The 22,599-nt window shown below is 71.2% G+C and carries 19 protein-coding genes; 5 read left to right on the plus strand and 14 right to left on the minus strand.

Annotated features, from left to right (window positions below; genetic code table 11):
• The coding region (locus V9U70_RS21425) for a catalase (RefSeq protein WP_336677592.1) at positions 1-1,590 on the plus strand (1,590 nt) is incomplete at its 5' end.
• A 281-nt stretch (positions 1,591-1,871) separates the two neighbouring features.
• On the opposite strand, the gene V9U70_RS21430 is transcribed toward V9U70_RS21425, so the two are convergent.
• The 3 genes from V9U70_RS21430 to V9U70_RS21440 all read right to left on the minus strand — a co-directional run bounded on the left by V9U70_RS21430 (position 1,872) and on the right by V9U70_RS21440 (position 8,523).
• Positions 1,872-3,623, minus strand: a complete 1,752-nt coding sequence (locus V9U70_RS21430) for a ThuA domain-containing protein (RefSeq protein ID WP_336677593.1) — start codon at positions 3,621-3,623, stop codon at positions 1,872-1,874.
• Positions 3,620-6,454 carry a PQQ-dependent sugar dehydrogenase gene (locus V9U70_RS21435; protein ID WP_336677594.1) on the minus strand — a complete coding sequence of 945 codons (2,835 nt, stop codon included), beginning with the start codon at positions 6,452-6,454 and terminating at the stop codon, positions 3,620-3,622. The genes V9U70_RS21430 and V9U70_RS21435 overlap by 4 nt, the downstream gene beginning before the upstream one ends.
• 584 nt (positions 6,455-7,038) lie before the next feature.
• A complete protein-coding gene (locus V9U70_RS21440; protein WP_336677595.1) occupies positions 7,039-8,523 on the minus strand; it encodes a serine/threonine-protein kinase in 1,485 nt (494 codons plus the stop codon).
• A 404-nt stretch (positions 8,524-8,927) separates the two neighbouring features.
• On the opposite strand from V9U70_RS21440, the gene V9U70_RS21445 reads away from it, so the two are divergent.
• Positions 8,928-9,806 (plus strand): potassium channel family protein, encoded by an 879-nt coding sequence (locus V9U70_RS21445; protein ID WP_336677597.1) that lies wholly within the window; start codon positions 8,928-8,930, stop codon positions 9,804-9,806.
• Between the two features lie 154 nt (positions 9,807-9,960).
• Here V9U70_RS21445 and mnhG read toward each other — a convergent pair whose 3' ends face one another.
• The 8 genes from mnhG to V9U70_RS21485 all read right to left on the minus strand — a co-directional run bounded on the left by mnhG (position 9,961) and on the right by V9U70_RS21485 (position 17,413).
• Positions 9,961-10,350, minus strand: coding sequence for a monovalent cation/H(+) antiporter subunit G (mnhG, locus tag V9U70_RS21450; RefSeq protein ID WP_336677598.1), 390 nt, complete (start codon positions 10,348-10,350; stop codon positions 9,961-9,963).
• Positions 10,347-10,613 carry an MrpF/PhaF family protein gene (locus tag V9U70_RS21455; RefSeq protein ID WP_336677600.1) on the minus strand — a complete coding sequence of 89 codons (267 nt, stop codon included), beginning with the start codon at positions 10,611-10,613 and terminating at the stop codon, positions 10,347-10,349. The genes mnhG and V9U70_RS21455 overlap by 4 nt, the downstream gene beginning before the upstream one ends.
• The gene (locus V9U70_RS21460) at positions 10,610-11,203 is read right to left on the minus strand and encodes a Na+/H+ antiporter subunit E (RefSeq protein ID WP_336677602.1); all 594 of its coding nucleotides are present in this window, start codon (positions 11,201-11,203) and stop codon (positions 10,610-10,612) included. The genes V9U70_RS21455 and V9U70_RS21460 overlap by 4 nt, the downstream gene beginning before the upstream one ends.
• Positions 11,200-12,732 carry a Na+/H+ antiporter subunit D gene (locus V9U70_RS21465; RefSeq protein WP_336677603.1) on the minus strand — a complete coding sequence of 511 codons (1,533 nt, stop codon included), beginning with the start codon at positions 12,730-12,732 and terminating at the stop codon, positions 11,200-11,202. Before V9U70_RS21465 ends, V9U70_RS21460 begins: the two co-directional genes overlap by 4 nt.
• A complete protein-coding gene (locus V9U70_RS21470; protein ID WP_336677604.1) occupies positions 12,729-13,154 on the minus strand; it encodes a Na(+)/H(+) antiporter subunit C in 426 nt (141 codons plus the stop codon). The genes V9U70_RS21465 and V9U70_RS21470 overlap by 4 nt, the downstream gene beginning before the upstream one ends.
• Positions 13,151-16,003 (minus strand): Na+/H+ antiporter subunit A, encoded by a 2,853-nt coding sequence (locus V9U70_RS21475; RefSeq protein WP_336677605.1) that lies wholly within the window; start codon positions 16,001-16,003, stop codon positions 13,151-13,153. Before V9U70_RS21475 ends, V9U70_RS21470 begins: the two co-directional genes overlap by 4 nt.
• Before the next feature lie 436 nt (positions 16,004-16,439).
• Positions 16,440-16,640, minus strand: coding sequence for a hypothetical protein (locus V9U70_RS21480; protein ID WP_336677608.1), 201 nt, complete (start codon positions 16,638-16,640; stop codon positions 16,440-16,442).
• Between the two features lie 359 nt (positions 16,641-16,999).
• Positions 17,000-17,413: an SRPBCC family protein gene (locus V9U70_RS21485; RefSeq protein WP_336677610.1), complete on the minus strand. Its 414-nt coding sequence runs from the start codon at positions 17,411-17,413 to the stop codon at positions 17,000-17,002.
• 750 nt (positions 17,414-18,163) lie between these two features.
• Between V9U70_RS21485 and V9U70_RS21490 the strand changes: the two genes are divergently transcribed.
• Positions 18,164-18,772, plus strand: a complete 609-nt coding sequence (locus V9U70_RS21490; RefSeq protein ID WP_336677612.1) for a DoxX family membrane protein — start codon at positions 18,164-18,166, stop codon at positions 18,770-18,772.
• Positions 18,769-19,035, plus strand: a complete 267-nt coding sequence (locus tag V9U70_RS21495; RefSeq protein ID WP_336677614.1) for a hypothetical protein — start codon at positions 18,769-18,771, stop codon at positions 19,033-19,035. The genes V9U70_RS21490 and V9U70_RS21495 overlap by 4 nt, the downstream gene beginning before the upstream one ends.
• A 196-nt stretch (positions 19,036-19,231) precedes the next feature.
• On the opposite strand, the gene V9U70_RS21500 is transcribed toward V9U70_RS21495, so the two are convergent.
• On the minus strand, positions 19,232-20,197 hold the full coding sequence (locus V9U70_RS21500; RefSeq protein ID WP_336677616.1) for a pirin family protein: 966 nt from the start codon (positions 20,195-20,197) through the stop codon (positions 19,232-19,234).
• Between the two features lie 147 nt (positions 20,198-20,344).
• Between V9U70_RS21500 and V9U70_RS21505 the strand changes: the two genes are divergently transcribed.
• Positions 20,345-20,704 carry a tetratricopeptide repeat protein gene (locus V9U70_RS21505; protein WP_336677618.1) on the plus strand — a complete coding sequence of 120 codons (360 nt, stop codon included), beginning with the start codon at positions 20,345-20,347 and terminating at the stop codon, positions 20,702-20,704.
• A gap of 146 nt (positions 20,705-20,850) precedes the next feature.
• Here the strand turns inward: V9U70_RS21505 and V9U70_RS21510 are convergent, their stop codons facing one another.
• Entirely contained in the window at positions 20,851-21,597 is a 747-nt protein-coding gene (locus V9U70_RS21510) for a 4'-phosphopantetheinyl transferase family protein (protein WP_336677620.1), read from the minus strand.
• On the minus strand, positions 21,594-22,565 hold the full coding sequence (locus tag V9U70_RS21515) for a metallophosphoesterase family protein (RefSeq protein ID WP_336677621.1): 972 nt from the start codon (positions 22,563-22,565) through the stop codon (positions 21,594-21,596). The genes V9U70_RS21510 and V9U70_RS21515 overlap by 4 nt, the downstream gene beginning before the upstream one ends.
• Between the last annotated feature and the right edge of the window lie 34 nt (positions 22,566-22,599).

Genomic DNA, 22,599 nt, shown 5'->3' on the forward strand with positions numbered 1-22,599 from the left:
GACAACCAGAACCAGCGCACCGTGGGGGCCCGGGGCCCGGCCACTCTGGAGAACTACCAGTTCCTGGAGAAGATCAGCCACTTCGACCGGGAGCGCATCCCCGAGCGAGTGGTGCACGCGCGGGGCGTGACGACCTACGGCCACTTCGAGGCGTACGGGAAGTGGGGCGAAGAGCCCATCTCCCGCTACACCCGCGCCAAGCTGTTCCAGGAGGCGGGCAAGCGCACGGACGTCGCGGTCCGCTTCTCCACGGTGATCGGCGGCCGTGACTCCTCGGAGGCGGCGCGCGATCCCCGCGGGTTCGCCGTCAAGTTCTACACCGAGGACGGCAACTGGGACCTCGTGGGCAACAATCTCGGCATCTTCTTCATCCGCGACGCGATCAAGTTCCCCGACGTGATCCACGCCCTCAAGCCCGACCCGGTCTCCCACGAGCAGAAGCCTGGACGCATCTTCGACTTCATGTCGCAGACGCCGGAGAGCATGCACATGCTCGTGAACCTGTTCAGCCCCCGGGGCATCCCGTCCGACTACCGGCACATGCAGGGCTTCGGCGTCAACACGTACAAGTGGGTGAACGACCAGGGGGAGTCAGTGCTGGTCAAGTACCACTGGCTGCCGAAGCAGGGCGTCCGCAGCATGACCGCAGAGGACGCGGCGAACGTCCAGGCGGATGATCTGGGGCACGCCACGAAGGACCTCTACGACGCGATCCGGCGGGGGGACCATCCCGAGTGGGAGCTGGTCGTGCAGATGATGTCCGACGACGACCATCCCGAGCTGGACTTCGATCCGCTGGATGACACGAAGACCTGGCCGGAGCAGGACTTCCCGCCGAAGGCGGTGGGCCGGATGGTGCTGAACCGCGTTCCGGACAACTACTTCGCGGAGAACGAGCAGGCGTCCTTCGGCACCGGCGTGCTGGTGGACGGGCTGGACTTCTCCGACGACAAGATGCTGGTCGGGCGGACCTTCTCCTACAGTGACACCCAGCGCTACCGGGTGGGCCCGAACTACCTGCAACTCCCGGTCAACCAGGCGAAGAACGCCCATGTGGCCACCAACCAGCGCGACGGGCTGATGGCGTACGACAACGGGCACCACGGGAAGAACCCCGAGGTGAACTACGAGGTGAACTACGAGCCGTCAATCACCGGCGGGCTGCGTGAGGCGCGGTATCCGACGCACGACGAGCAGGGGCCGGAGATCCGCGGCCGCCTCACCCGCAAGCGCCTCCCCCGGACCAATGACTACCAGCAGGCCGGGCAGCGCTACCTCCTCATGGAGGACTGGGAGCGGGACGACCTGGTGACCAACCTCGTCGGCATGCTCTCGGAGTGCGAGCGAGCGGTGCAGGAACGGATGGTCTGGCACTTCCTCCTCGTCGAGAACGACCTCGGCCGCCGGGTCGGGGACGGCCTGGGCATCGCCCCTCGCGATGTGGCGGGACTGCGGCCTCTGGCGAGCCAGGATCTCTCGGAGGACGACCGCGAGCGTCTCGCCCGGCTCGGCGACAACCCCCCGCGCGACGTCGAGGGACTGACGATGACGCACTGCGTTCCCAACGAACGACACGTCGTCACCGGCTGATCGCCCGAGCGGGAGAGGGGCTCGCGGGCCAGGCTCGGGAGGAGGTGCCCGGCCCGCGTCCGTCGTGCCCCTTCCGCGGTGATCTGTTCAGCGACCTACGGGGTTCCGCACGGTGTTCCGTTGCGATGCCTCCGTGTCGCTCGGCCGCAGCGTCGCTCCGGAGGAACGGAGACGGGGACGGGGTGCTTCGGCGTCGCACCCCGCCCCCGTCGCCGGCCCCGGGTGGGGGCCGGTTCCGCGGTCACCGCCTCCCGCGGTGACCGCGGAGTCGTGGGGGTCGCTCAGCCGGGGAGGACCCACTTCTGGTTGGCGCCGGTGTGGCAGCTCCACAGATGGAGCTTGGTGCCGTCCGCCGAGGAGACCCCGGCAGCGTCCAGACACTTACCGGACGCCGGATTCTTCAACGTGCCGTCAGCCTGCGGCACCCACTTCTGGGCACCGGTGCCGTTACAACCGTAGAGCTGCACCTTCGTCCCGTCGGCCGTACCACCACCACTGACGTCCATGCACTTGCCGAGCGCCCGCAACGTGTCACCCGCACCCACCGTCCACTTCTGCGCGGCCGACCCGTTGCACGTCCACAACTGGATCTGCGTACCGTCCGCACTCACCCCACCGGCCACATCGACACACTTGCCGCCGATGCCGGTGACCGCTCCCTGACCGGGGTCGACCGCGTCTCCCAGTTCCTTGATCCGCACGTTGCGGAAGGAGACGTCGTCACCGTCGCCGTGGTTCTGCAGGCCGATGTGACCCTGCTGGAGGCTGCGGACGGGGTCGGTGTTGGTGAAGTCGTTGATCCTGCGGCCGTTGAGGAAGACCTGGAGGCGCTCGCCCTCGACCCGGATCTCGTAGGTGTTCCACTCCCCCGGCGGGTTCAGAGCCGCGTCGCGGGCGGCGAGGTCGGCGGACCTGTGACCGTAGACGGCGCCCGTGGTGCGGTCCGGAGCATCCGTGGCGTCGATCTGGATCTCGTACCCCTTGTCGACGGCCGACCACGGGTCGTCGGAGGCGGGGAAGCCCACGAACACCCCGGAGTTGTCGTCACCGGCCTGCCGCCAGTCGAGCTTCAGCGAGTAGGAGGCGTACTCCTTCGCCTGGTACCAGAACAGCCCGAGGCCGCCCCGGGAGGTCAGAGTGCTGTCGTCGTGGGCGAAGGAGCCTGGACCGGCCTGCTTCCAGCCGGTGGTCCCGGTGGTGCCGAACAGGGTGGTGTAGCCGGTCTCCGGGCGGCAGTCCGCTTCTGTCATCTCGGCGGCCCAGCGAATGCCGCCGAGGAGGTGACGGCGGAAGACGGGGTCGGCGTAGGAGTCCTCGGTGTGTCCGCCGCCGGTGTAGAAGGCCCGTCCGCCCTCGTAGTCCTTGCACCAGGCGATGGGGTGGTCACCCATGGCGCCGCCGCTGTAGGTGGACTCGTCCAGCGAGGCCAGGACATGGGCCGTACTGCGAGGATTGGTGCGGTAGTCGTACCATTCGTCGGTCCGCTGCCAGGTGGGGCCGAGATGCGCGGTGGCGTCGTGCGCGCGGTCCTCCACGGTGACAGCGGCCGGCTGGATGTGCGGGTGGGATCTGAACAGGGCGCCCGCCAGTCCCCCGTACCAGGTCCAGTCGTACTCGGTGTCGGCCGCCGCGTGGATGCCGACGTAGCCGCCGCCTGCCCCGATGTACCCCTCGAAGGCGGTCTGCTGGGAGGCGTTGAGGATGTCGCCCGTGGTGGAGAGGAAGACGACGGCCTCGTAGGCGGCCAGGTTGCCGGGGGTGAAGGCGGCGGCGTCCTCGGTCGCGGTGACGGTGAAGTTGTTGGCGGCGCCGAGTTGGCGCAGCGCGGTGATGCCTTCGTCGATGGAGGAATGGCGGAAGCCGGCGGTCTTGGAGAAGACCAGCACGTCGTACGCCGGGTCGGCGGCCGCCGACCCCGTGGCCGGGGCGGCGGGGCCGGGTTCCGAGGCCGTGGACACCGCCGCGGGCAGGGCCGCGGCGGCGAGCAGGCCGCAGGCGGCCCAGCGGGCGAGACGGGTGAGTCGTCGGCTCATGACAGGCTCCACTTCTGGTTGGCGCCGGTGTGGCAGCTCCACAGATGGAGCTTGGTGCCGTCCGCCGAGGAGACCCCGGCAGCGTCCAGACACTTACCGGACGCCGGATTCTTCAACGTGCCGTCAGCCTGCGGCACCCACTTCTGGGCACCGGTGCCGTTACAACCGTAGAGCTGCACCTTCGTCCCGTCGGCCGTACCACCACCACTGACGTCCATGCACTTGCCGAGCGCCCGCAACGTGTCACCCGCACCCACCGTCCACTTCTGCGCGGCCGACCCGTTGCACGTCCACAACTGGATCTGCGTACCGTCCGCACTCACCCCACCGGCCACATCGACACACTTGCCGCCGATGCCCTTGATCTCGCCGCTGGGCGCGGTGGCCCCGGTGGTGAGGGTGAAGTCGTCGAGGTCGAAGAGGGAACCGCTCGCGCCCTTGAAGACCAGGTACAGGGTGGTGGTGCCGGCCGGGCGGTCGGTGAGGTTCGCGCTCACGTTCCGGAACGTGTCCCAGCCTCCGGTGACGGGGACCGCCGCCGAGCCGAGCAGCACGCCGGTGGGCGAGCCGGCCCGCACCTCCAGGGTGCCTCCCACGCCGCCGGAGGAGACCCGGGCGGTCAGGGTGGTGGCGTTGCGGAGGATGTACGGCGTGAAGGAGATCCAGTCGCCGTTGTCGATGTGCCCGACCGTCCTGCCGCCGTTCGCCGTCGCCTTGTCGACGATCGTGACTCCGGTGGAGCCGCCGAAGTGCTCGGCCTGCCGCTTGCTTCCCTGGCTGATGTTCTGGTCGTGCGTCGTCAGGGCGGGCTGGCCCCCGGCCCCCTTGTCGGTGTACTCGGCGTCCCAGACGCCGAAGATGTTCGCGTTGGGGTCGTGCTCACCGTCGGCGATGGTGTGCACGGTGCCGGAACAGCCGGTCGCCGAGGTCTGCGGGTGGCCGTGGTTGTCGTGGCCGATGATGAACGTGACCTTCACCCTGGAGCAGTCGATCTCGCCGTCCTCGGGGTCGGTGACGGTGACCTTGAAGGGTACGGCCGCGCCCGGGTCGATGATGGAGCCGTCGGCGGGCAGATCGAGCGTGACGGTGGGGGCGGTGTTGCCGACGGTGATGGTGACGGAGGCCGTCGCGGTGTTGCCGGTGTCGTCGGAGACGGTGAGCTCGGCGGTGTAGCGGCCGTTGGAGGTGTAGGTGTGCGAGGGGTCGGCGGCTGTGGAGGAGGCGCCGTCACCGAACTTCCAGGCGTAGGTGAGGGGGTCGCCATCGGGGTCGGAGGTCCCGGCCGAGGAGAACTTCACCGTGAGCGGGGCTGTGCCCGAGGTGCGGTCGACCGCGGCCTTGGCAAGCGGGGCGCGGCCGTCGGTGACGTGCTCGATGCGGTAGACGGCGCTGTTCTCGTCTCCGTTGAAGTAGCCGGTGCCGTAGTCGAGCACGTACAGCGCGCCGTCCGGGCCGAAGGCCATGTCCATGACCTGAGTGCCCTGCCAGGGGAACGCGTTGATCGACTGCACGGCGCCGTCGGGACCCTGCTCGATCCGCTTGATCCACTTACGGCCGAACTCGCCGGCGAAGTAGTCGCCGTCGAAGCTCTGCGGGAACTTGACCGTGGAGGTCGAGGCCGCGTCGTAGCGGTAGACGGGCCCGCCCATGGGCGACTCGGAGCCGCTGCCGAACTCGGGGACCGATCCGCCGTCGTACGGCACCCACGCGGGTTGGGCCGGGGGGAGTTCGGTCAGGCCGGTGTTGTTCGGCGAGGTGTTCCTGGGGGCGGCGCAGGAGAAGGCGGCGCCCGAGGTCGAGGTGGCGAAGTCGTAGTCGACGTACGGGCTGTTCCTGCCGGTGCAGTAGGGCCAGCCGTAGTTGCCGGCTCGGGTGATCCGGTTGAACTCGACCTGCCCGGCGGGCCCTCGGCCCGCGTTCGCCGTGCCCGCGTCGGGGCCGTAGTCGCCGAGGTAGACGATGCCCGTGGGCTTGTCGACGCTCATGCGGAAGGGGTTGCGGAAGCCCATGGCGTAGATCTCCGGCCTGGTCTTCGCGGTTCCGGGGGCGAAGAGGTTGCCGGAGGGGATGGAGTAGCTTCCGTCGGCGGCGACCTTGATCCGCAGCACCTTGCCGCGCAGGTCGTTGGTGTTGCCGGAGGAACGCTGGGCGTCGTACCCGGGGTTGCGGTTCGGCCGCTCGTCGATGGGGGTGTAGCCGTCGGACGCGAAGGGGTTGCTGTCGTCGCCGGTGGAGAGGTACAGGTTGCCCTGGGCGTCGAAGTCGATGTCGCCGCCGACGTGGCAGCACAGTCCGCGGCTGGCGGGGACGTCGAGGATCTTCTTCTCACTGGCGGTGTCGAGCGTGCCGTCGGTCCTGAGGACGAACCGCGAGAGCCGGTTGACGCCGTCGAAGGGGGCGAAGTCCGCAGCGGAGCCGGTTGCGGGCGCGTCGCCGGAGGGGGTCGCCAGTTTCGGTGCGTAGTAGAGGTAGACGAAGCGGTTGGCGGTGAACTCCGGGTCCACGCCCACGCCTTGCAGACCCTCTTCGTCGTGCGAGTAGACGTCCAGCTTTCCGGCGACCTCGGTGGTTCCGGTGGCGTCGGTGCGGCGCAGGGTGCCGTCCCGTGAGGTGTGCAGGACAGACCTGTCGGGCAGCACGGCGAGCGTCATGGGCTCGCCGGTCTCGGCCACCCCCTTGGCCAGGGTGACCTGTTGGAAATTCTCGGCCGCGGCCGCCGCCGCGGGCCGGGGAACCGCTTCGGCGGGCGCTTGCTGGGCGGTGAGGGCGCCCGCGGCGGCCAGCAGGGCGCAGGCGAGCGCCGCGAGGGGTCGGGTGAGTCTCCTGTGCACGCGCATCCTCCGTGTGGTGACGGGGTGTGGGGGTCTGGAGCACAGGCGCGCGCCGTCGCGCCGGGGGACGCGGACGCCCTTTGGGAGGGAAGGACGCCCCGTCCTTTGTCGTTCGGTACAGACCAGGAAGGTAATGGCTTTTCCACGCACCAGAAACCCCTTTGACGCACATGACCCCAACTTTCTCTAGCGGCGGGACAAAGCCGCTGGAGGGGAGCCCGCGGGCTGACGGGCGGTGACTGCCACGAGAGGAGGGAGCGTGCCTCGCAGCGGCGGAGCACTGCGCAGAACGGCCGGTGCCCCGTCGGCGGCACGGCTGGGGGCGCCGCTGGTGGGAAGCCGAGCCGGGAGGCGGCCCGCGAGGTGGAACAGGCCCGTACGGCGCTGCCCGGCCAGGGCGAGGGGGATCAGCACGCCCGTGCAGGGGCAGCCAGGGACCTGTGCGGGCACGGACCCGTTCAGGTCGGTGTTGCGTCGGAGCGGTCAGGGGGGCAGACGGCCGGTCGGACCGTCAGGTCGCGAAGAGCGCCCTGCCGTCGCCCTGCCATGGGTCCGACGACGTCAACGGCGATCCTGTCGCGCTCTCAGCGGTGCGAAGCCGCCTTGTCGGCCTTCTTCTGCCGGCCCTTGTTCTCCGCCTGCCGGACCTTGTTCTCAGCCTGCCGGTCCTTCTTGGCCTGACCGGGCGGGCGTTGCGGGGGCTCGGCCGTCGAGGCTCCTCGCCCTGCCGCCGCGGAGGCGTTCCGGCCGCTGGGGGCTTCTCGTGCTGCCGTGGCCGCTGCTGAGTCGGGGGCGTCCGCGGGGGCGGCCGGTTCGCCGGTGGCGTCTCGCGCGTCGGAGCCGGGGCTCTGGCCGACGGCGTGCTCGGGGGATGTGCCGGCGGAGGCGCCGGGCCCAGGACGGGACTCCGCCGCGGATGTCGGCGCGGGCTTCCGCTGTTCCTCGCTGCCCGGCTGCTCCGACTTCCCGGGGGACGCGCCGGAAGCGGTGGTCGAGCCCCGGTCGCCGTTCTGGGGCGTGGAGCTGTCGGTGGCGGCGAGGCCGGTCGCCGTGACCGCGGCGAGCGCGACGGCAGCACCGGCCATGAAGGCGCGCGCCCGCACGGGGGCGGTCCGGGAGACGGTCCGCGCTCCGTCGGGGGCCGGATGCGTGCTGTCCTGGGACGCCGGCGAAGGCCCTGAGCCGGCGATGAGGCTCGTGAGGCTCGTGAGGCTCGGGGAGCCCTCGGATGCCGGGCCGGCCCCGTCGGTCAACGCCGTCAGAACACACGCGCACTCCGGGGCCGTCGGACGGTCACCCTCCTGGACGGCCGTCATGTCCTTCAGCAGCGTGCTCAGCCCGTCCGGCAGCCCGTCCGGCAGAACGGGCTGCCGGTGCAGTCGTGCGATCGCGGCCTCTATGGGGCCGCCCTCGTACTCGCGCCTGCCCGTGAGGCACTCGAGGAGCACGAGACCGAGGGCGTACACGTCGGCGGGGCGGCCGGCCGGCCGGCCCCGGACCTGCTCGGGAGAGAGGTAGGCGGCGGTGCCGACGAGCGTCCCGGTGGCGGTGCGCGTGGCGCCGTCCACGAGGCGGGAGATGCCGAAGTCGGCCAGATGGGGCCCGTGGTCGGCGTCCAGGAGGATGTTCGACGGCTTGACGTCTCGGTGGACGATTCCCGCCTCGTGTGCGTGGCTCAGCGCATGGGCGAGGCCGGCCCCGAGCTCGGCGGTGCTCTCGGCGGTCAGCGGGCCCTCGGCGATACGGCTCTTCAGCGTGTCGCCTTCGATGAGTTGCATGACCAGGAAGTCGCGCCCGTCGTGCTGCCCGGCGTCGTAGGCGGTGACCAGTCCGGGATGGTGCAGACGAGCCAGGATCATGGCTTCGTTGTGCAGGCTCTCGTCGTCGTCGAAGCCCGCGCCCGGCCGGAAGATCTTGACCGCCACGGGTCGTCTCAGCCGAAGATCGAATCCTCTGTGGACTTCCGCGGCACCTCCTGAGCCCAAGTGCTCCTCCAGACGGTACCGGCCGCTCAGCACCTCTGCGGAGCACCGGGGAGCCGTGGCTCGAGCGACGTCGCGAAGCCTCATTCCCTCTCCCACTGCATCGAAAGCCCTGGGCCGTGGCGAGCCGTTGCCGACGCGCCTGGAACGCAGGTACCCGCGAGAGCCCGGAGTACCCCCATACCCTCACAGACAGAGGCGGGCAAAGGAGGAGCAGGTGGGCCGCCGGGGCCGGGAAGAGGCGACGCCTGTCCTCCCACCGTGGGAGGCCGGGTATGGGCGGCGGCAGGCGGGGAAGTCGAGGGCCAGCAGGGTCGGCAGGTCTGACGACGAAGAGCCGGGCCGACGAGGAGGTCGTCCGAGCCCGCCCGTGTCCGGAACGCCGCGGGACTCGCCAGAGCGACGCGGGCACGGTCGTTGAGGGCGTTGAACAGCGAGCCCACCGCGGCGCGGTGCACGGGTCCGCACAGGAGAGAGAAGGAGACGCCGGGGTGGAGTGGTTGATCACGGCCGCGGGGGCGGTGCTGGTGCTGGTCGGCCTGCGCGATGTGTTCCATACGCTGTGGCACCCCACCGGCCGGGGCGGCCTCAGCACAGCGATGATGACAGCAGTGTGGCGGTCCACCCGCCGTTTCGGCCCCCGGGGGACGATCGCCGCGCTCTCCGGCCCCCTGTCGGTCATCATGGTGATCCTCATGTGGACGCTGCTCGTCGTGGCCGGATGGACTCTCGTCTACTGGCCCCATATGCCCGACAGCTTCTCCTACGCTCCCGGACTCGATCCCGCGGAGCGCGCCGACCTCGTCGACGGCCTGTACCTGTCACTGGTGATGGTCGCCACCCTCGGCCTGGGCGACATCACCCCCACCGACGCCTGGCTCCGCCTCGCCGCCCCGTTCGAAGCCCTGATCGGCTTCGCCCTGCTGACGGCCGCCGTCTCCTGGATCAGCCAGGTCTACCCCGCCCTGACGCGTCGACGGCTCCTGGCTCTGCGTCTGGCCTCCCTGCGCGCCGCGGGCGGCCTCCCGTCCCCGCCCAGGACGGCGGCCACCGCGGTCCTGCTCCAGCAGCTGGCCGATGCGGTGAACCACGTCCGTCTCGATCTCGACCAGCACGCGGAGACGTACTACTTCCACGACGGTGAACCGGACGCCTCCCTGGCGGCGATGGCCGGCTACGCCGCGGGCCTCGCCGTCCAGGGCCAGCGCTCCCGCGAAGCGGCCGTCCGCATGAGCGCCGCCATGCTCGGCAGGTCCCTGGAAGGCCTCGCCAAGAGCCTGGGGCCGTTCCTGCGCAGGGACGGCGATGCCTGGGAGATCTTCGCCGCGTACGCGGCCGACCACGGCCACGCCCCCCAAGCAGGCGGGTGAACCCGCCCCGAGAAGCACGAGGGGGAAGCCACGTTCCGCCGACCGGCGAGCCCACCTCGACGTCTCAGAGCCGCCGTCGGCGCTGCGGGGCCGTCTCCGATGTGCTCCGCTGTCCACTGCCGGAGGCCGCAGGCTCCTGGCCTCGTCGGGTGGCTCAGCGTTCGGCGTCGTCCCCCTGCGGACAGCCGCGTCCGGGCAAGGGAGTGCCGTCGCGTTCGAGACGGTTCGCGAGTTCATCGCCGAACAACAGGTCGCGGTCGAGGCCATGGGTTCGGTAGGCGGTACGGCCGATGATCTGGCTGCTGATCGGGGCGGTGAACAGTTGGAAGAGGGCCACGAGCAGCAGGACCGGGGCATGGCGTCCCGGCGTCTGCGCGGCCGCCCCGACGAGGATGAGCAGCAGGCCGAGGGTCTGCGCCTTGGCGGCCGCGTGGAGACGGCTGGCCGTATCGGGGAAGCGGAGGAGCCCCAGGGCTCCTAGCAGGCAGAAGACCGCGCCCGCGGGGAACAGAATGGCGGTGACCGCGTTCAGCACGGTGGTCATCGCATGCCCGCCCGCTTCTCGATCAGGTGAGCCGCCGTCACCGATCCGACGAAGGCCAGCAGGGCGAGAACGACGAGCACGGGCACGCCTGTCGTCTCGTCGCGCGCCACGCCGCCCACGGCGATCGCGGCGATGGCCATGGTCACGAGGACGTCGAGCGCCATGATGCGGTCGAGGCCGAGAGGGCCGCGGACGAGGCGCAGCAGGGTGAGCAGGCCGGCCGCCGCGAGGACGGCCAGCGTGGCACCGTACAGGATGGTCATGGTTCCCCTCCTCGGGAGTGACGTCGGGTGTCGTTCGGCCGACCGGAAGCCGGCCCGGGACCGTCAGCACGGTAGGGGTGCCCGACCGCTCGCGCGACGCGGCGCTCCACGGCCTGGACGCCTTCGCGACGACGTGCGATGTCCTGCCGGTCACGGACCGGCAGGGCGTGCACGTAGAGGCGTTTGCGGCGCCGGTCGATCTCGATGACGACGGTGCCGGGGGTCATGGTGGTGAGTCGGGCGACGGCAGCGAGCAGCAGGTCGCTGTCGACCTTCAGGGGCACTTCGACGATCGCGAAGGGTGTTCTCCTGCCATGCCGGACGACCTGCCAGGCGACAGTGCATCCCGACTTGACCAGGTCCGTGAGCAGATGGCCCAGGAGTCGACCGGCGTGCAGCGGTCTGAGAACGGTGCCCGGCAGCGGGCTCGGCAGAGGGAAGGCCAGGACAACGCCGACGGCGACGAGCAGACCCCCGCCGATGACTACCGCGCTGGTGGAACCCCACAACAGGACCCACAGCAGCCACAGCCACAGGACCATCGGCATGTGGTGCAGAACGCGCAGCAACCGGCTCGGGGGACGGGTCATCGCTCGCTCCCCTCCAGCACGACGGACCGGTACTCACGCGGGTGCAGCAGGTCCTCAGCGGCTCGCCCCGCGAGACCGACGAGGGGGCCCGCGCACACGGCGACCGCCACCCCGGTCGCCGTCGTCCCTGCCGCGGCGGCGAGCATGAGCCGCATTCCGCCAGAACGGACTCGTCCGGTGCCGTGAGGCCTCTTCGGACTTGGTTCCGCAGGGCCCGGCGCCCGTTCCATGAAGGCCGCCATCCCCGCGCGGGCCATGGTGGACAGAGTCAGGAGGCTGGTGAACAGGGCGGCTGCGGCGAGGGCGTAGGCGGCCGTCGTTCCCTGCGCGGCGGCTGCCCGCAGCAGCGCCAGCTTGGCCACGAAGCCGGAGAGCGGCGGAATGCCGGACAGGCTGAGAGCCGGGACGACGAACAGCGTGGCGATCAGCGGACCGGGAGGTGGCAGCGCCGCCATGCGGTGCAGGGAGGCGGTCCCCGTGCGGCGCACGACGAGACCGGCCGCGAGGAACAGGGCAGCCTGCACGACGATGTGGTGGACGACGTAGAGAATGGTGCCGGTCAGTCCCTGGACGTCGAACAGGGCGATTCCGAAGAGCATGAAACCGATGTGACTGACGAGGGCGAACGACAGCACCCGGTTGAGGTCGTCCTGAGCGAGGGCGCCCAGAATCCCCACCACCATGGTGACGATCGCCGCGCAGGCCAGCAGTGTCCATACATCGCTGCGGGGGAAGAGCAGCGTCTGGGTGCGCAGCAGGGCGTAGACGCCGACCTTGGTCAGCAGGGCGGCGAACACCGCGGTGATCGGCGCGGGGGCGGTGGGGTAGCTGTCCGGCAGCCAGAAGTGCAGGGGGACGATCGAGGCCTTGATGCCGAGGACCGCCAGGAGCAGCAGGGCCAGGCCGGAGCGCAGGCCGTCCGGCAGCTCCGCGAGCCGGGGCCCGAGCTGCGCCAGGGTGACCGTGCCGGTCGCCGCGTACACCAGCGCGACGAGGGAGAGGAACAGCAACGACGACGTCAGACTGACGATCGTGTACGTCATGCCGGCACGGACGCGGTTCTCGTCGGCGTCCAGAGTGATCAGGACGTAGGAGGCGGCCAGCATCACCTCGAAGGCGACGAAGAGGTTGAACAGGTCACCGGTGAGGAACGCCAGGCCCACGCCGGTCACGAGGACCAGGTAGGCGGGGTGGAAGACCGCCGCCGAGTTGCCGCGCCCCTCCGCCGTTCCCTGGCCGACGGCGAAGACCAGCACCGCCAGAGCCACCAGCGCGGAAACGGTCAGCAGCAGGGCCGCCAGCCGGTCTGCCACGAGAGTGACGCCCAGCGGCGCCGGCCACCCTCCGACGTGCAGGACCTGCGGACCGCGCTGATCGGCCAGTACCAGGAGTGCCGCGCCGCAGACGACGACTCCCGTGAGCACGCCGATGCTGAGTCCACGCATCACCGAGCGCGGTGGGCGCAACAGGGACGTACCGGCGCCGAGGGCCGGCAGTAGGACGGGCAGCGCCGTCAGCACCCCGGTCATCGGTCTTCCCCCGGCACGGCGTTGTCCTCGTCCCGGCCCGGGGCGGGGTCCGTCTCTGTGCGCTCGCGGACGGTGCCGATGCGCCGGTCCTCGACGTCGTCGTGTACCTCGTCGTGGCCGGACAGGCGCCAGGACCGGTAGGCAAGGGCTGCGAGGAAGGCGGTGAGGCCGAAGGTGATCACGATCGCCGTGAGGGCCATGGCCTGGGGCAGCGGGTCGGCGATGCGCGCGTCGCTCTTCCCGTCCACCAGGGGAGGCCGGCCGGGCGTGCCCCCGGCGGTCAACAGCAGCAGATTGGTGCCGTGGCCCAGGAGGACGAAGCCGAGGACGATCCTCATCAGCGACCGTTGCAGCATGAGGTAGAAGCCGGCCGCGAACAGAGCGCCGACCACGACGGCCATGGTCACGTCGACCGTGTTCACTGGGTACCGCCTTCCTTCTCGCCGCCGGCCCGGATCGGGGCCGTCTCCACCGCAGCCGGGCTCTGATCGAGCGAGACGCCCACCGCTGACAGCAGCTTGAGGATGACGCCGATGACGAGCAGGTAGACGCCGCAGTCGAAGAACAGACTGGTCGCGAACTTCACCGTGCCCACCACCGGCGGATGAAACGTCACCACAGCACTCTCCAGGGGTGCGCCGCCGACGAGGACAGGCAGCAGCCCGGAAAGGGCGGCGAGCAGCAGACCGGCGCCCGCGACCGCACCCGCGGGCGCCCGGACGGCGACTCCCAGGTCGCTCCGCCCGCCCACCAGGTACCGCAGCACGAACGCCTGACCCGCCACCAGGCCGCCCGCGAATCCGCCGCCGGGACGGTAGTGCCCGGAGAACAGCAGGAACAGCGACAACGCCAGGATCGAGGGGAACAGCAGCCGGGCAGCCACCTCCAGCAGAACCGACCGCTCGCCTCCCGGCCGCTCCCCCGCGCCGGGCAGCCATGTCCGCACCGGCTCATCCCAGTGTGCTGTCGGGAACGGGACGTCCCTCTGTCCGTCGGAAGTCCTCGCCTCGCCGCGGCCGCCGGCGCGGGTCAGGCTGACGACGCCGACCGCGGCCACCAGCAGCACCGAAATCTCACCCAGTGTGTCCAGCGCGCGAAAGTCGACCAGGATCGCGTTGACGATGTTGTGGGCGCCCGTCTCCCCCACGCGATGCGCGTATTGCGACGAGACCGCCGGAGCCGTGCGCGCGGCCGATGCCACCAGCGCGAAGCAGGTGACGAAAATTCCGAGCGCGCAGGCCGCCGTGGCCCGCACCACACGTACCCGGGTCATCGTCCGACCGGGGCTGAACCGGGACGGCATTCGGCGCAGCACCAGAACCACCACGACCAGTGTCATGGTTTCCACAAGGAACTGGGTCAGAGCCAGATCCGGCGCCCCTCGCACCAGGAACACCCCTGCCACTCCGTAGCCGACGGCACCGACCAGCAGGATGCCGGTCAGCCGGTGTCGCGTCGCCACCACAGCGGCGGTCGCCGTCAGCACCCCCGCGGCCAGAAACGGCTCGACGGGGGATTTCCACGGCAGCGGGGAGCCCAGCGACGGTGCTCCAGCCGCCAGCGCCGCACCGGGCACCACCACCACGGTCGTCAGCAGCACCGTCATGTAGAGCGGCAGCGAGCCGACCTGTGTGCGCCCGGTCACGGACAAGGCCACCCGGTCGGCAGCCGCGACCGTACGGTCGAACGCCCGTTGCACATCGGGCAGGCGCGGGGCGATGGACAGATGGTCCCTGCCCAGGTGCACCAGCCCACCCAGCGCCAGCGTCAGCGCCGACAGGCCGAGCACGGGGGTGAGACCGTGCCACAAGGACAGTTCGTACGGGCCGTCGGGCGCGGACGGGTAGGCGTCGGCGTAGGCGCTCGCCAGAGCCCCGGTCCAGGTGTAGCCCACGCCCAGAGCAAGACCCACGCCCGCCAGGACGGCCACCGGTGCGACGAAGCCGGCTTCTGGGGGCTTCGCCCGGCGCACCGTCTCGTGAGGAGGCCCCCAGAAGGCCCCTTTCACGAAGCGTGCCGCATACGCCACGGTCAGCGCAGAGCCAAGGACGAGCACCGCGGTCAGCTGCCGGTGGCCGTCGATCCGATCGCCGTGCAGGAACGCCTCGAAGTACGCCTCCTTGCCGAGGTAGCCGACCAGTGGCGGAAGACCGGCCATCGACGCGGCGGCGATCACGGTGACCGTGCACAGCACGGGCATGCGGCGCCCCACGCCCGACAGTTCCCGCATGTCCCGCGTCTTCATCCGGTGGTCCAGGATGCCGACCGCCAGGAACAGGGCCGCCTTGAAGGCCGCGTGCGCGAGCAGCATCACCGCGCCGGCCAGAGCGGCGTTCCGCGTACCGACCCCCAGCAAGGTGAGGAGGAGGCCCAGTTCGCTGATGGTGCCGTAGGCCAGCAGCAGCTTCAGGTCGGTGGCGCGCAGCGCGTGCCAGGCGGCCAGCACCATCGTGGTCAGACCCACCAGGAGCACCATCGGACGCCACGGAGCCACCTCGGCGAGAGCGGGCGCCAGCCGGGCGACCAGGTAGATTCCGGCCTTGACCATCGCGGCCGCGTGCAGATAGGCGCTCACCGGTGTGGGCGCCACCATGGCCGCCGGCAACCAGCCGTGCAACGGCATTTGCGCGGATTTGGCGAACGCCCCCAGCAGGATGAGCACCACGGCGGCGGACACCCCACCGCCCCGCGGCGGGTCGGTGAGCATCACGGAGATCCGGTAGGTGCCGGCCGACTGTCCGAGCAGGACCAGCCCCAGCAGCATGGCCAGACCACCGGCCGCCGTGACCACCAGGGCCTGCCGGGCCGCACGCCGCTCCTCTTCCCGCTTTCCGCGCCCGGCGATCAGCAGGAAGGACGCAATCGTCGTCAACTCCCAGAAGACGTACAGGACGAAGACGTTGTCGGCCAGGACCAGCCCTGTCATCGCTCCCGCGAAGGCCAGCAGCAGAGCGGCCTGACGGCCGGCGTCCCGTTCGATGTAGTACCGGCAGTACAGCAGCACCAGCGCTCCGACACCGGCGACGATCCACAGCATCAGCAGCGACAACGCGTCCAGTCGGAAGCCGACCGTCAGTCCGAGCGACGGGGCCCAGGAGAAAGTCTCCTGGTATTCCGCCCCCTCCAGGACGCCCGCCGTCCGTGTGGCGGCCCAGGCCACCGTCGCCAACGGCGTCAGGGCTGCCACTGTCCACACCGCACGGCCGAGCCACCGCTGCCCCCACAGGATCGCCACCGCGACCGCGGCATGGGCGGCCAGCAGGAACAGCACCGCACCGACTCCTCTCCGGACGTCACCCCACCGCACCCGAGCCGTCCTGTCCGGTCCGGGACTTGCGCCCGGTCGACGCCCATAAGTGCCCTGAGAAGCGGCGATCAATCCCCCGGTGCGGCAGACGGGCGCACCGCCGGCCTCAGGCCGGAGAAGGCGTCAGGGGACGTGCGACGCGTTCGTCCCCGGCCGAGGCTTCGGGTCGAGCGCGAACGGCCCGGCGACGTGTCCACGTCGGAGAGGAAGACCGGCCGGGGAAGAAGCGCACACGGCGGCGCGCAACCGGCAGCCGCGACGGTGAACTCCAGTACGCCCTGATCGGTGAAGCCCCCCGCGGCACGGCCCCGGGGCGCCACCGGGGCCTGGACCGACGAAATCCGGTCACGAGGGGATCGGGGCCCTTATCGGCAGTCCGCCCCCGTAGACGGCACGCGGGTCAGTCGCCACTCTCGCTTCGCTCGCCCTTCGGCCCCCGTCCCCGCTCCGTCCGCGGGCCCCGACTCTGCCAGTCGGTGTCGCTCTGGAGGGCGTCGTTGGCGACCTCGTTGGCGTCCTGGTCGGAAATTCCCGACTGCTCGGCGTCCTTGCGCAACCGGGCGCGGCGGGTGTCGTACTTCTTGCTTCCTGGTTCGGGCATGGTCATCACCTCCGCTAGAGGGGTTTCCGGAAAGAGCCCGGCTACACGTCGTCGGCCATGGGTTCCCAGGCCTCGTTCGGCCTGCCGACGGCCGCTCGGGCCGGTGTCCACGCCGATGGCCTCCCGACGCGCACGCGCCGCGAATCCTGGGGCGGCCGGGACCGGATGTCTCGTACGCGGCACCCGGCGTGGGACCGGCCGGGTGCCGCGTACGAGACCAGGTTCCAAGCCTGCACGCTGTTCTACGGACGTACAACCCACGGCAGAAGGGCGGAACGGCGGGACCCCGGTGGACGTGACGGTGTGAACACCTCTACGGGCGTCGTGCGTACGAGGCGGGGGCCGCCGCGCCGCATCGCTCAGCCGGCCACGTTGTCGACGCGCAGCCGCACCTGTTCCTCCAGTCGTCGAAGGCTGCTGTCGAGGGCGGCGCACACCGCCTGCTCGCCCGGGTCGTGGCCGGCGTCGAAGAATGACAGGTGCACCGTCACCTCACTGGCTCCGCTGCCGATGCCGGCGATCTGGAGCCAGCCGGTGTAACCGCCATGATCCCGGGTGCCCCACTCGAGCCGCATCTGGTCGGGCCGCGCCCGCAGCAGGGCGGAGACGTCCTCATCGGTGCGGTCCTCGTGCACGGTGACCGCCGGTGGGTCCCCGGCGTGCACATGCAGGCTCTGCGGCAGCCACGTGTCCAGTTGGTCGGCATCAGCGGCGAGATCGAACACGTGCTCGGGCAATGCGGGCAGCGTGCGTGAGCGCTCGTACTCAGTCATCGGGTTACCGTTTCTCGGATGGGGGCGTCCACCGAACGCTTGCCCGGCCTACGGGGACCGAAGCCGAGACACCTCGATTCCACCCGTTCGCACGAACGGGCGACAGGGCGGGGGGACAGCCCGGGCGATTCGGTGAGGCGCGCTCCTCGGCCACCTCGACACTCCCCCGGAGCCGCATCGAGAGGTGCCCGGCGAGCGACCTCGGCATCGGGGAACAGGCCGCCGCACCCCGGCCTGGACGTCCGCGATCGGAGTCGTTCGCCGGGCACGGCGGCCACACCCGCCTACTAGCTTGGTCTAGACCAGGCGGGGTACGCTTCCCTCGCCGCCCACAGCCGACCCCGAGGCCGCGGATGCGTTCATTGACATGTTCATGTTGCCCATGGGTGGCTGGGAGCCCCGACGCCACAGAGGAGTTGTCATGAAGAGCAGGGAGATGCCGGCCGTCGCCATCGGCGCGGTGATCACACCGCTTCTGGCCGTCGGCCCGCCCACCGGCAATGAGAGCGCGCACGACCGCTGGCCGTGTGGAACACCGCCGACACCGCCAACGCCTTCTGTGCCTGCGTGGACGCGCAGATGAGTTGACCCGGTGCGTACCGCCGGGGCCTTCCCGGAGACGAGCCCGACCTCTCGTGCCGGTCGGCGTCCCAGCGTCCGCAGCGGGCGCGTATCTCCCTCCCGGCCGATCCGCGACCGGGAGCCGTCGGACGACCGCGTGCGAGCACGCACGAAAGGGTGAACACGGCGATGAAGAGAGCCGACGAGCCCGGCCTCGGCCCCCCTCAAGGACTCACCCCCAAGGAGACCGGGGACGAAGGCAGAGCGGACCGGTCCCTGGCTGCCCGGGTCCAGCGACGCGGCCCGGGGCTCCTGCGGATCTGCGTGGGCGCCGTTTTCCTCTGGTTCGGCGTCCTCAAGTTCTTCCCCGCGGCCAGCCCCGCCGAGCAGGTCGCCGTCCGGGCCGCGACGAAACTCACTTTCGGCCTGTTGTCGCCGGACGTGGTGCTCCGGGCGCTGGCGACGTCCGAGACGGCCATCGGCCTCGGCCTCGTCACGGGGGTACTGCTCCGCGTGGCCCTGATGGCGTTCTTCGTCCACATGGCCGGCGTCTTCTCCACACTCCTGCTGCTCGCCGGGGACATGTGGCAGGGCGGCGGACCGGTTCCCACCCTGGAGGGCCAGTACATCATCAAGAACGTCGTCCTGATCGCGGCCTGTCTCGTGGTGGCGGCCGACGAGCGTACCCGTGCGGCCACCACGCGAACGCCCCCGTCGCGGTCACCCATCAGATCCTCGGGTAGCCACTCCTCCAACAGGCCGGCCCACCGTTCGCCACGTCAGGACCAGGCCCCATGATCCTGCACGCGGGCGCCGCCTCCGACCCCGCATCGCACGCCGCCAGAAGGAGGTGGGCCGGGGTGCGCACCGACCGGGCGACCCGGCTGACCGTCTTCACCGCCGCGGGAGGCCCTTGTACCGTCCCCATCGACCTCGGCGACGGAGCCCGGCGGATCGGCCTCCACCACGCGGTCCCGCTTCAGGTTGACGATCTCCGTGCGCACCTCGAACCCGGCGACGACCCTCACCGTCCTAAGAACTGCTCCCCGGCGGCCCGGTGACGCACTGGCCGGATGTCAGCGACGGCGACGCCGAGCCAGTCTCGTTGTGCCGAGGGTCACCGCATTTCGCGCTGGACGGGAGACGCGACCAAGGTCCGCAGCGCTCCACAAACGCCGAGGAAGCGGGTGCGAAACGACAGGAAGGGAGCTGCCACCGCGGCGGCACGCCTACGTCAGTGCGACCTGCATCCCCAGCTCAGCGCACCCGACCCCGCGGTTTCAACGCCGTGGGCGGCAGTGCGGGGGCGGGCAGGCGGCCTCCGTCGTAACCTTTCACCTCGCCGAACCTGGTCCCGCTCGTCCAGTCCTCCCGGGCCTGGGCGATCTCCTCGTGGGACCGCCCGATGAAGTTCCAGAACATCACGATCTCCTCCTCGAACGGTTCGCCGCCCAGAAGCATCAGGCCGGCGTCGGAGACGCCACGGAGCGGCAGCTCGGTACGGCCGCAGCCGAGGTACAGCATCGAGCCGGGCAGGACGGGGACGCCGTCGACCTCGGTCTCGCCCGACATCGACAGGACGGCGTACTCGTGGTCGGGGTCCAGCGGCAGGCGGGCCCCCGCGCCGGCGGCCAGCTCCACATCCGCCCCGACGATGGGGGTGTACGCGGTGCCGGGCGAGGCCGTTCCGTCCAGTTCTCCGAGGATGACGGTGGCCGTGAGGCCGGGTGCGGTGACGGTGGGCAGGTCCGTGTGGTGCTGGAAGTGCGGTTCGACGTCCCGGTGCGCGTCGGGGAGGGCGACCCAGAGCTGGGCGCCGTGCAGCAGGCGGGCGTGCGGCTTCGGGCTCTCCTCGGAGTGGCTGATGGCGCGGCCCGACGTCATCAGGCCCAGCTCGCGGGGGCGCACCGTCTGCAGGCTGCCCAGGCTGTCCCGGTGGAGGACCTCCCCGTCGTGGAGCCAGCTGACGGTCTGGAGGCCCATGTGGGGGTGCGGCGGCACCTGCATCCCGGGTTCGTCGGCGATGTCGTCAGGACCGTAGTGGTCGACGAAGGCCCAGGCCCCGACCATGCGCCGGCCCAGGTTGGGGAGGAGCCGGCGGACCTCGGTGGACTCTCCCAGCTGGACGCGGCGGGGGGCGAGTAGTTCACGGACCGGCTCGGCGACGACGAAACCTCGCCCTCCGCAGAGGGAAGGCGTGGCCCGGGGATCGAGATTGCTCATGGTGCTCAACCTACGGCGGTGAGGTCGTGGAATGCCGGGCCCCACGCCCACGGTTTACTGGAATGTTCAACCACTATGCGGTGTTGTCGCGGCTGGACAGCCAGCAGGGCGGGCCGGTGGCAGCCCGCGCCCCATGAAGGAGGAGACGTGGACGAGACCTACTACGAGTTCGGCACGGCCGCCGAGCGTTGGGAGCGGGCGCAGATGTTCTTCGAGGCCAAGGAGTACCTGACGGCCGCCCGGATCGCGGGCGGGCTCGTCGAGGAGGCCCCGCGGCAGGTCGCGCCCCGGCTGCTGCTGGCGCGCTCCTACTACCACTCGGCCCGGCTGGGCAAGGCGGAGCAGGAGCTGCGCGCCATCCTGGAGCTGGACCCGGTGGAGAGCTATGCGCGGCTCATGCTGGGCCGGACGCTGGAGCGCCAGGGACGGGGCGCCGACGCGGCGCCGCACCTGCGGATGGCCGCCGCCTTCGCCGGTGACTTCGGGCCGGACGCCGGCCGCTCCTGAGCAGCCCGCCCCTCCGCAGGGCGACCGGCCGCGCCGGGCTGTGAGCTGCGCGGGAAGGTGCTGGAAGCTCGGCGCCACGGCCCGCGGGCGCGAGGGGCCGGCCCACCCGTCACGGCTACCGCGTCAGGAGGGAACGCGGCCGGCCGTCACCCGGCGAGGACGTCGCGCCGGTCGGGCCGGACCAGCACGGCCGTGGCCACCGTGCCCCCCTCGATCCGCCAACGGCCCTCCAACGTCGTCGGCGCCCTGGGGTCTGTGCGCAGCAGCCGGGCGGTGAAGGTCCCCTGGATCGCCTCGGCCGCCTGGCCGCCGGGGCCGGCCGGGCTGTCCGGCCGCCCGTCGCCCGCCGCGCCGCCGTCGGCCCGGCAGAAGGCCACCTCCGCCTCGACGAAGGCGAGTTCGGTGCGGGTGAGCGGGTACCAGGTCTTGAAGACGCTCTCCTTGGCGCTGAACAGGACGCGGTCCCAGTGGATCGCGCCCGGCTCCTCCGGCGCGGGCGGGCCGATCCGATCGCGTTCGGCGGGCAGCGTCACCAACTCCCTCACGCCGGCGGGGAGCGGTGCGTGCGGCTCGGCGTCGATGCCGAGCGACAGCACGTCCTCGGCACGGGCCAGCGCGGCCGCCCGGTAGCCGTCGCAGTGGGTGATGCTGCCCACGACGCCCTCGGGCCACAGCGGTCTCCCCCGGTGGCCGCGGAGCACGGCGACCGGGGGCAGGCCGAGCCCGGCCATGGCCCGGCGGGCGCAGGCGCGCGCTGTCGCGAACTCGTTCCTGCGCTTGGCCACGCTGTTGGCTATGAGCGCCTCCTCCTCGGGGAAGAGGCTTCCGTCCGGCACGCTCTCGGCGCGGGTGGCCGCACAGGAGACGTCGGAGGGCAGCAGCCGCTCGATCACGCGTCACCTCCGGTGGTGTGCGGCCGCGCGGCCGACGCGGTGCCGGCCGGGTCCGGCGGGGCGGGCTCGCCCTCGTACGGCAGGATCTGACGCAGCAGGCCGCGCGGGTGTCCCCGCTCGCGCCACTCCCGGGGGTACCCGATGGAGACCTCCTCGAAGCGCACCCCGTCGTACCAGGTCGTGCGGGGGATGTGGAGGTGGCCGTAGACCACGGCCTCGACGTTGAAGCGGCGGTGCCAGTCAGCGGTGAGCTCGGTGCCGCACCACTGGGCGAACTCCGGGTACCACATGATCGACGTGGGCTCCCGTACGAGCGGCCAGTGTCCGGCGAGGACGAGGGGGATCTTCGGGTCGTGCTCCATGAGCCTGCGCTCGGTGAGGGCGACCCGGGCACGACACCAGTCGTCGCGGGTGGGATAGGGGTCCGGGTGCAGGAGGTACTCGTCGTTGCAGACGATGCCCGACGTGTGCGCGACGGCCAGGGACTCCTCCTTCGTGCGGGTGCCCGGGGCACGGAAGGTGTAGTCGTACAGGAGGAAGAGCGGCGCCACCGCCACCGGTCCTCCGGGGCCCGGCCAGAGCGGGAAGGGGTCCTCCGGAGTGGTCACTCCCAGGCCGCGGCACATCTCCACGAGGTGGGTGTAGCGGGCTTGTCCGCGCAGCTTGACCGGGTCCTTGTCCAGGGCCCACAGCTCGTGGTTGCCGGGGGTCCAGATCACATGGGCGAAGCGTTCCGCGAGGAGTCCGAGCGCCCAGCGGATGTCCTCGGGACGCTCGGCCACGTCGCCCGCGACGATCAGCCAGTCCGCGTCGCCGCCGGGCCGCAGGGACTCCACGAGGGGCCGGTTGTCGGTGACCGCCGCGTGCAGATCGCTCACGGCCAGCAGGCGGCCCGCGTCCCGCGGCCGGCGCCCGGGGGACGGAACGGCGGGAACACCCTGCGGTGCCGGGTCTCTCGGAGCAGTCATGGGCGCTGGTTCCCGATCTGTCGGCAGTCGTCCG

The sequence above is a fragment of the Streptomyces pratensis genome (genome assembly GCF_037137275.1).
GTDB classification, from domain to species: domain Bacteria; phylum Actinomycetota; class Actinomycetes; order Streptomycetales; family Streptomycetaceae; genus Streptomyces; species Streptomyces pratensis_B.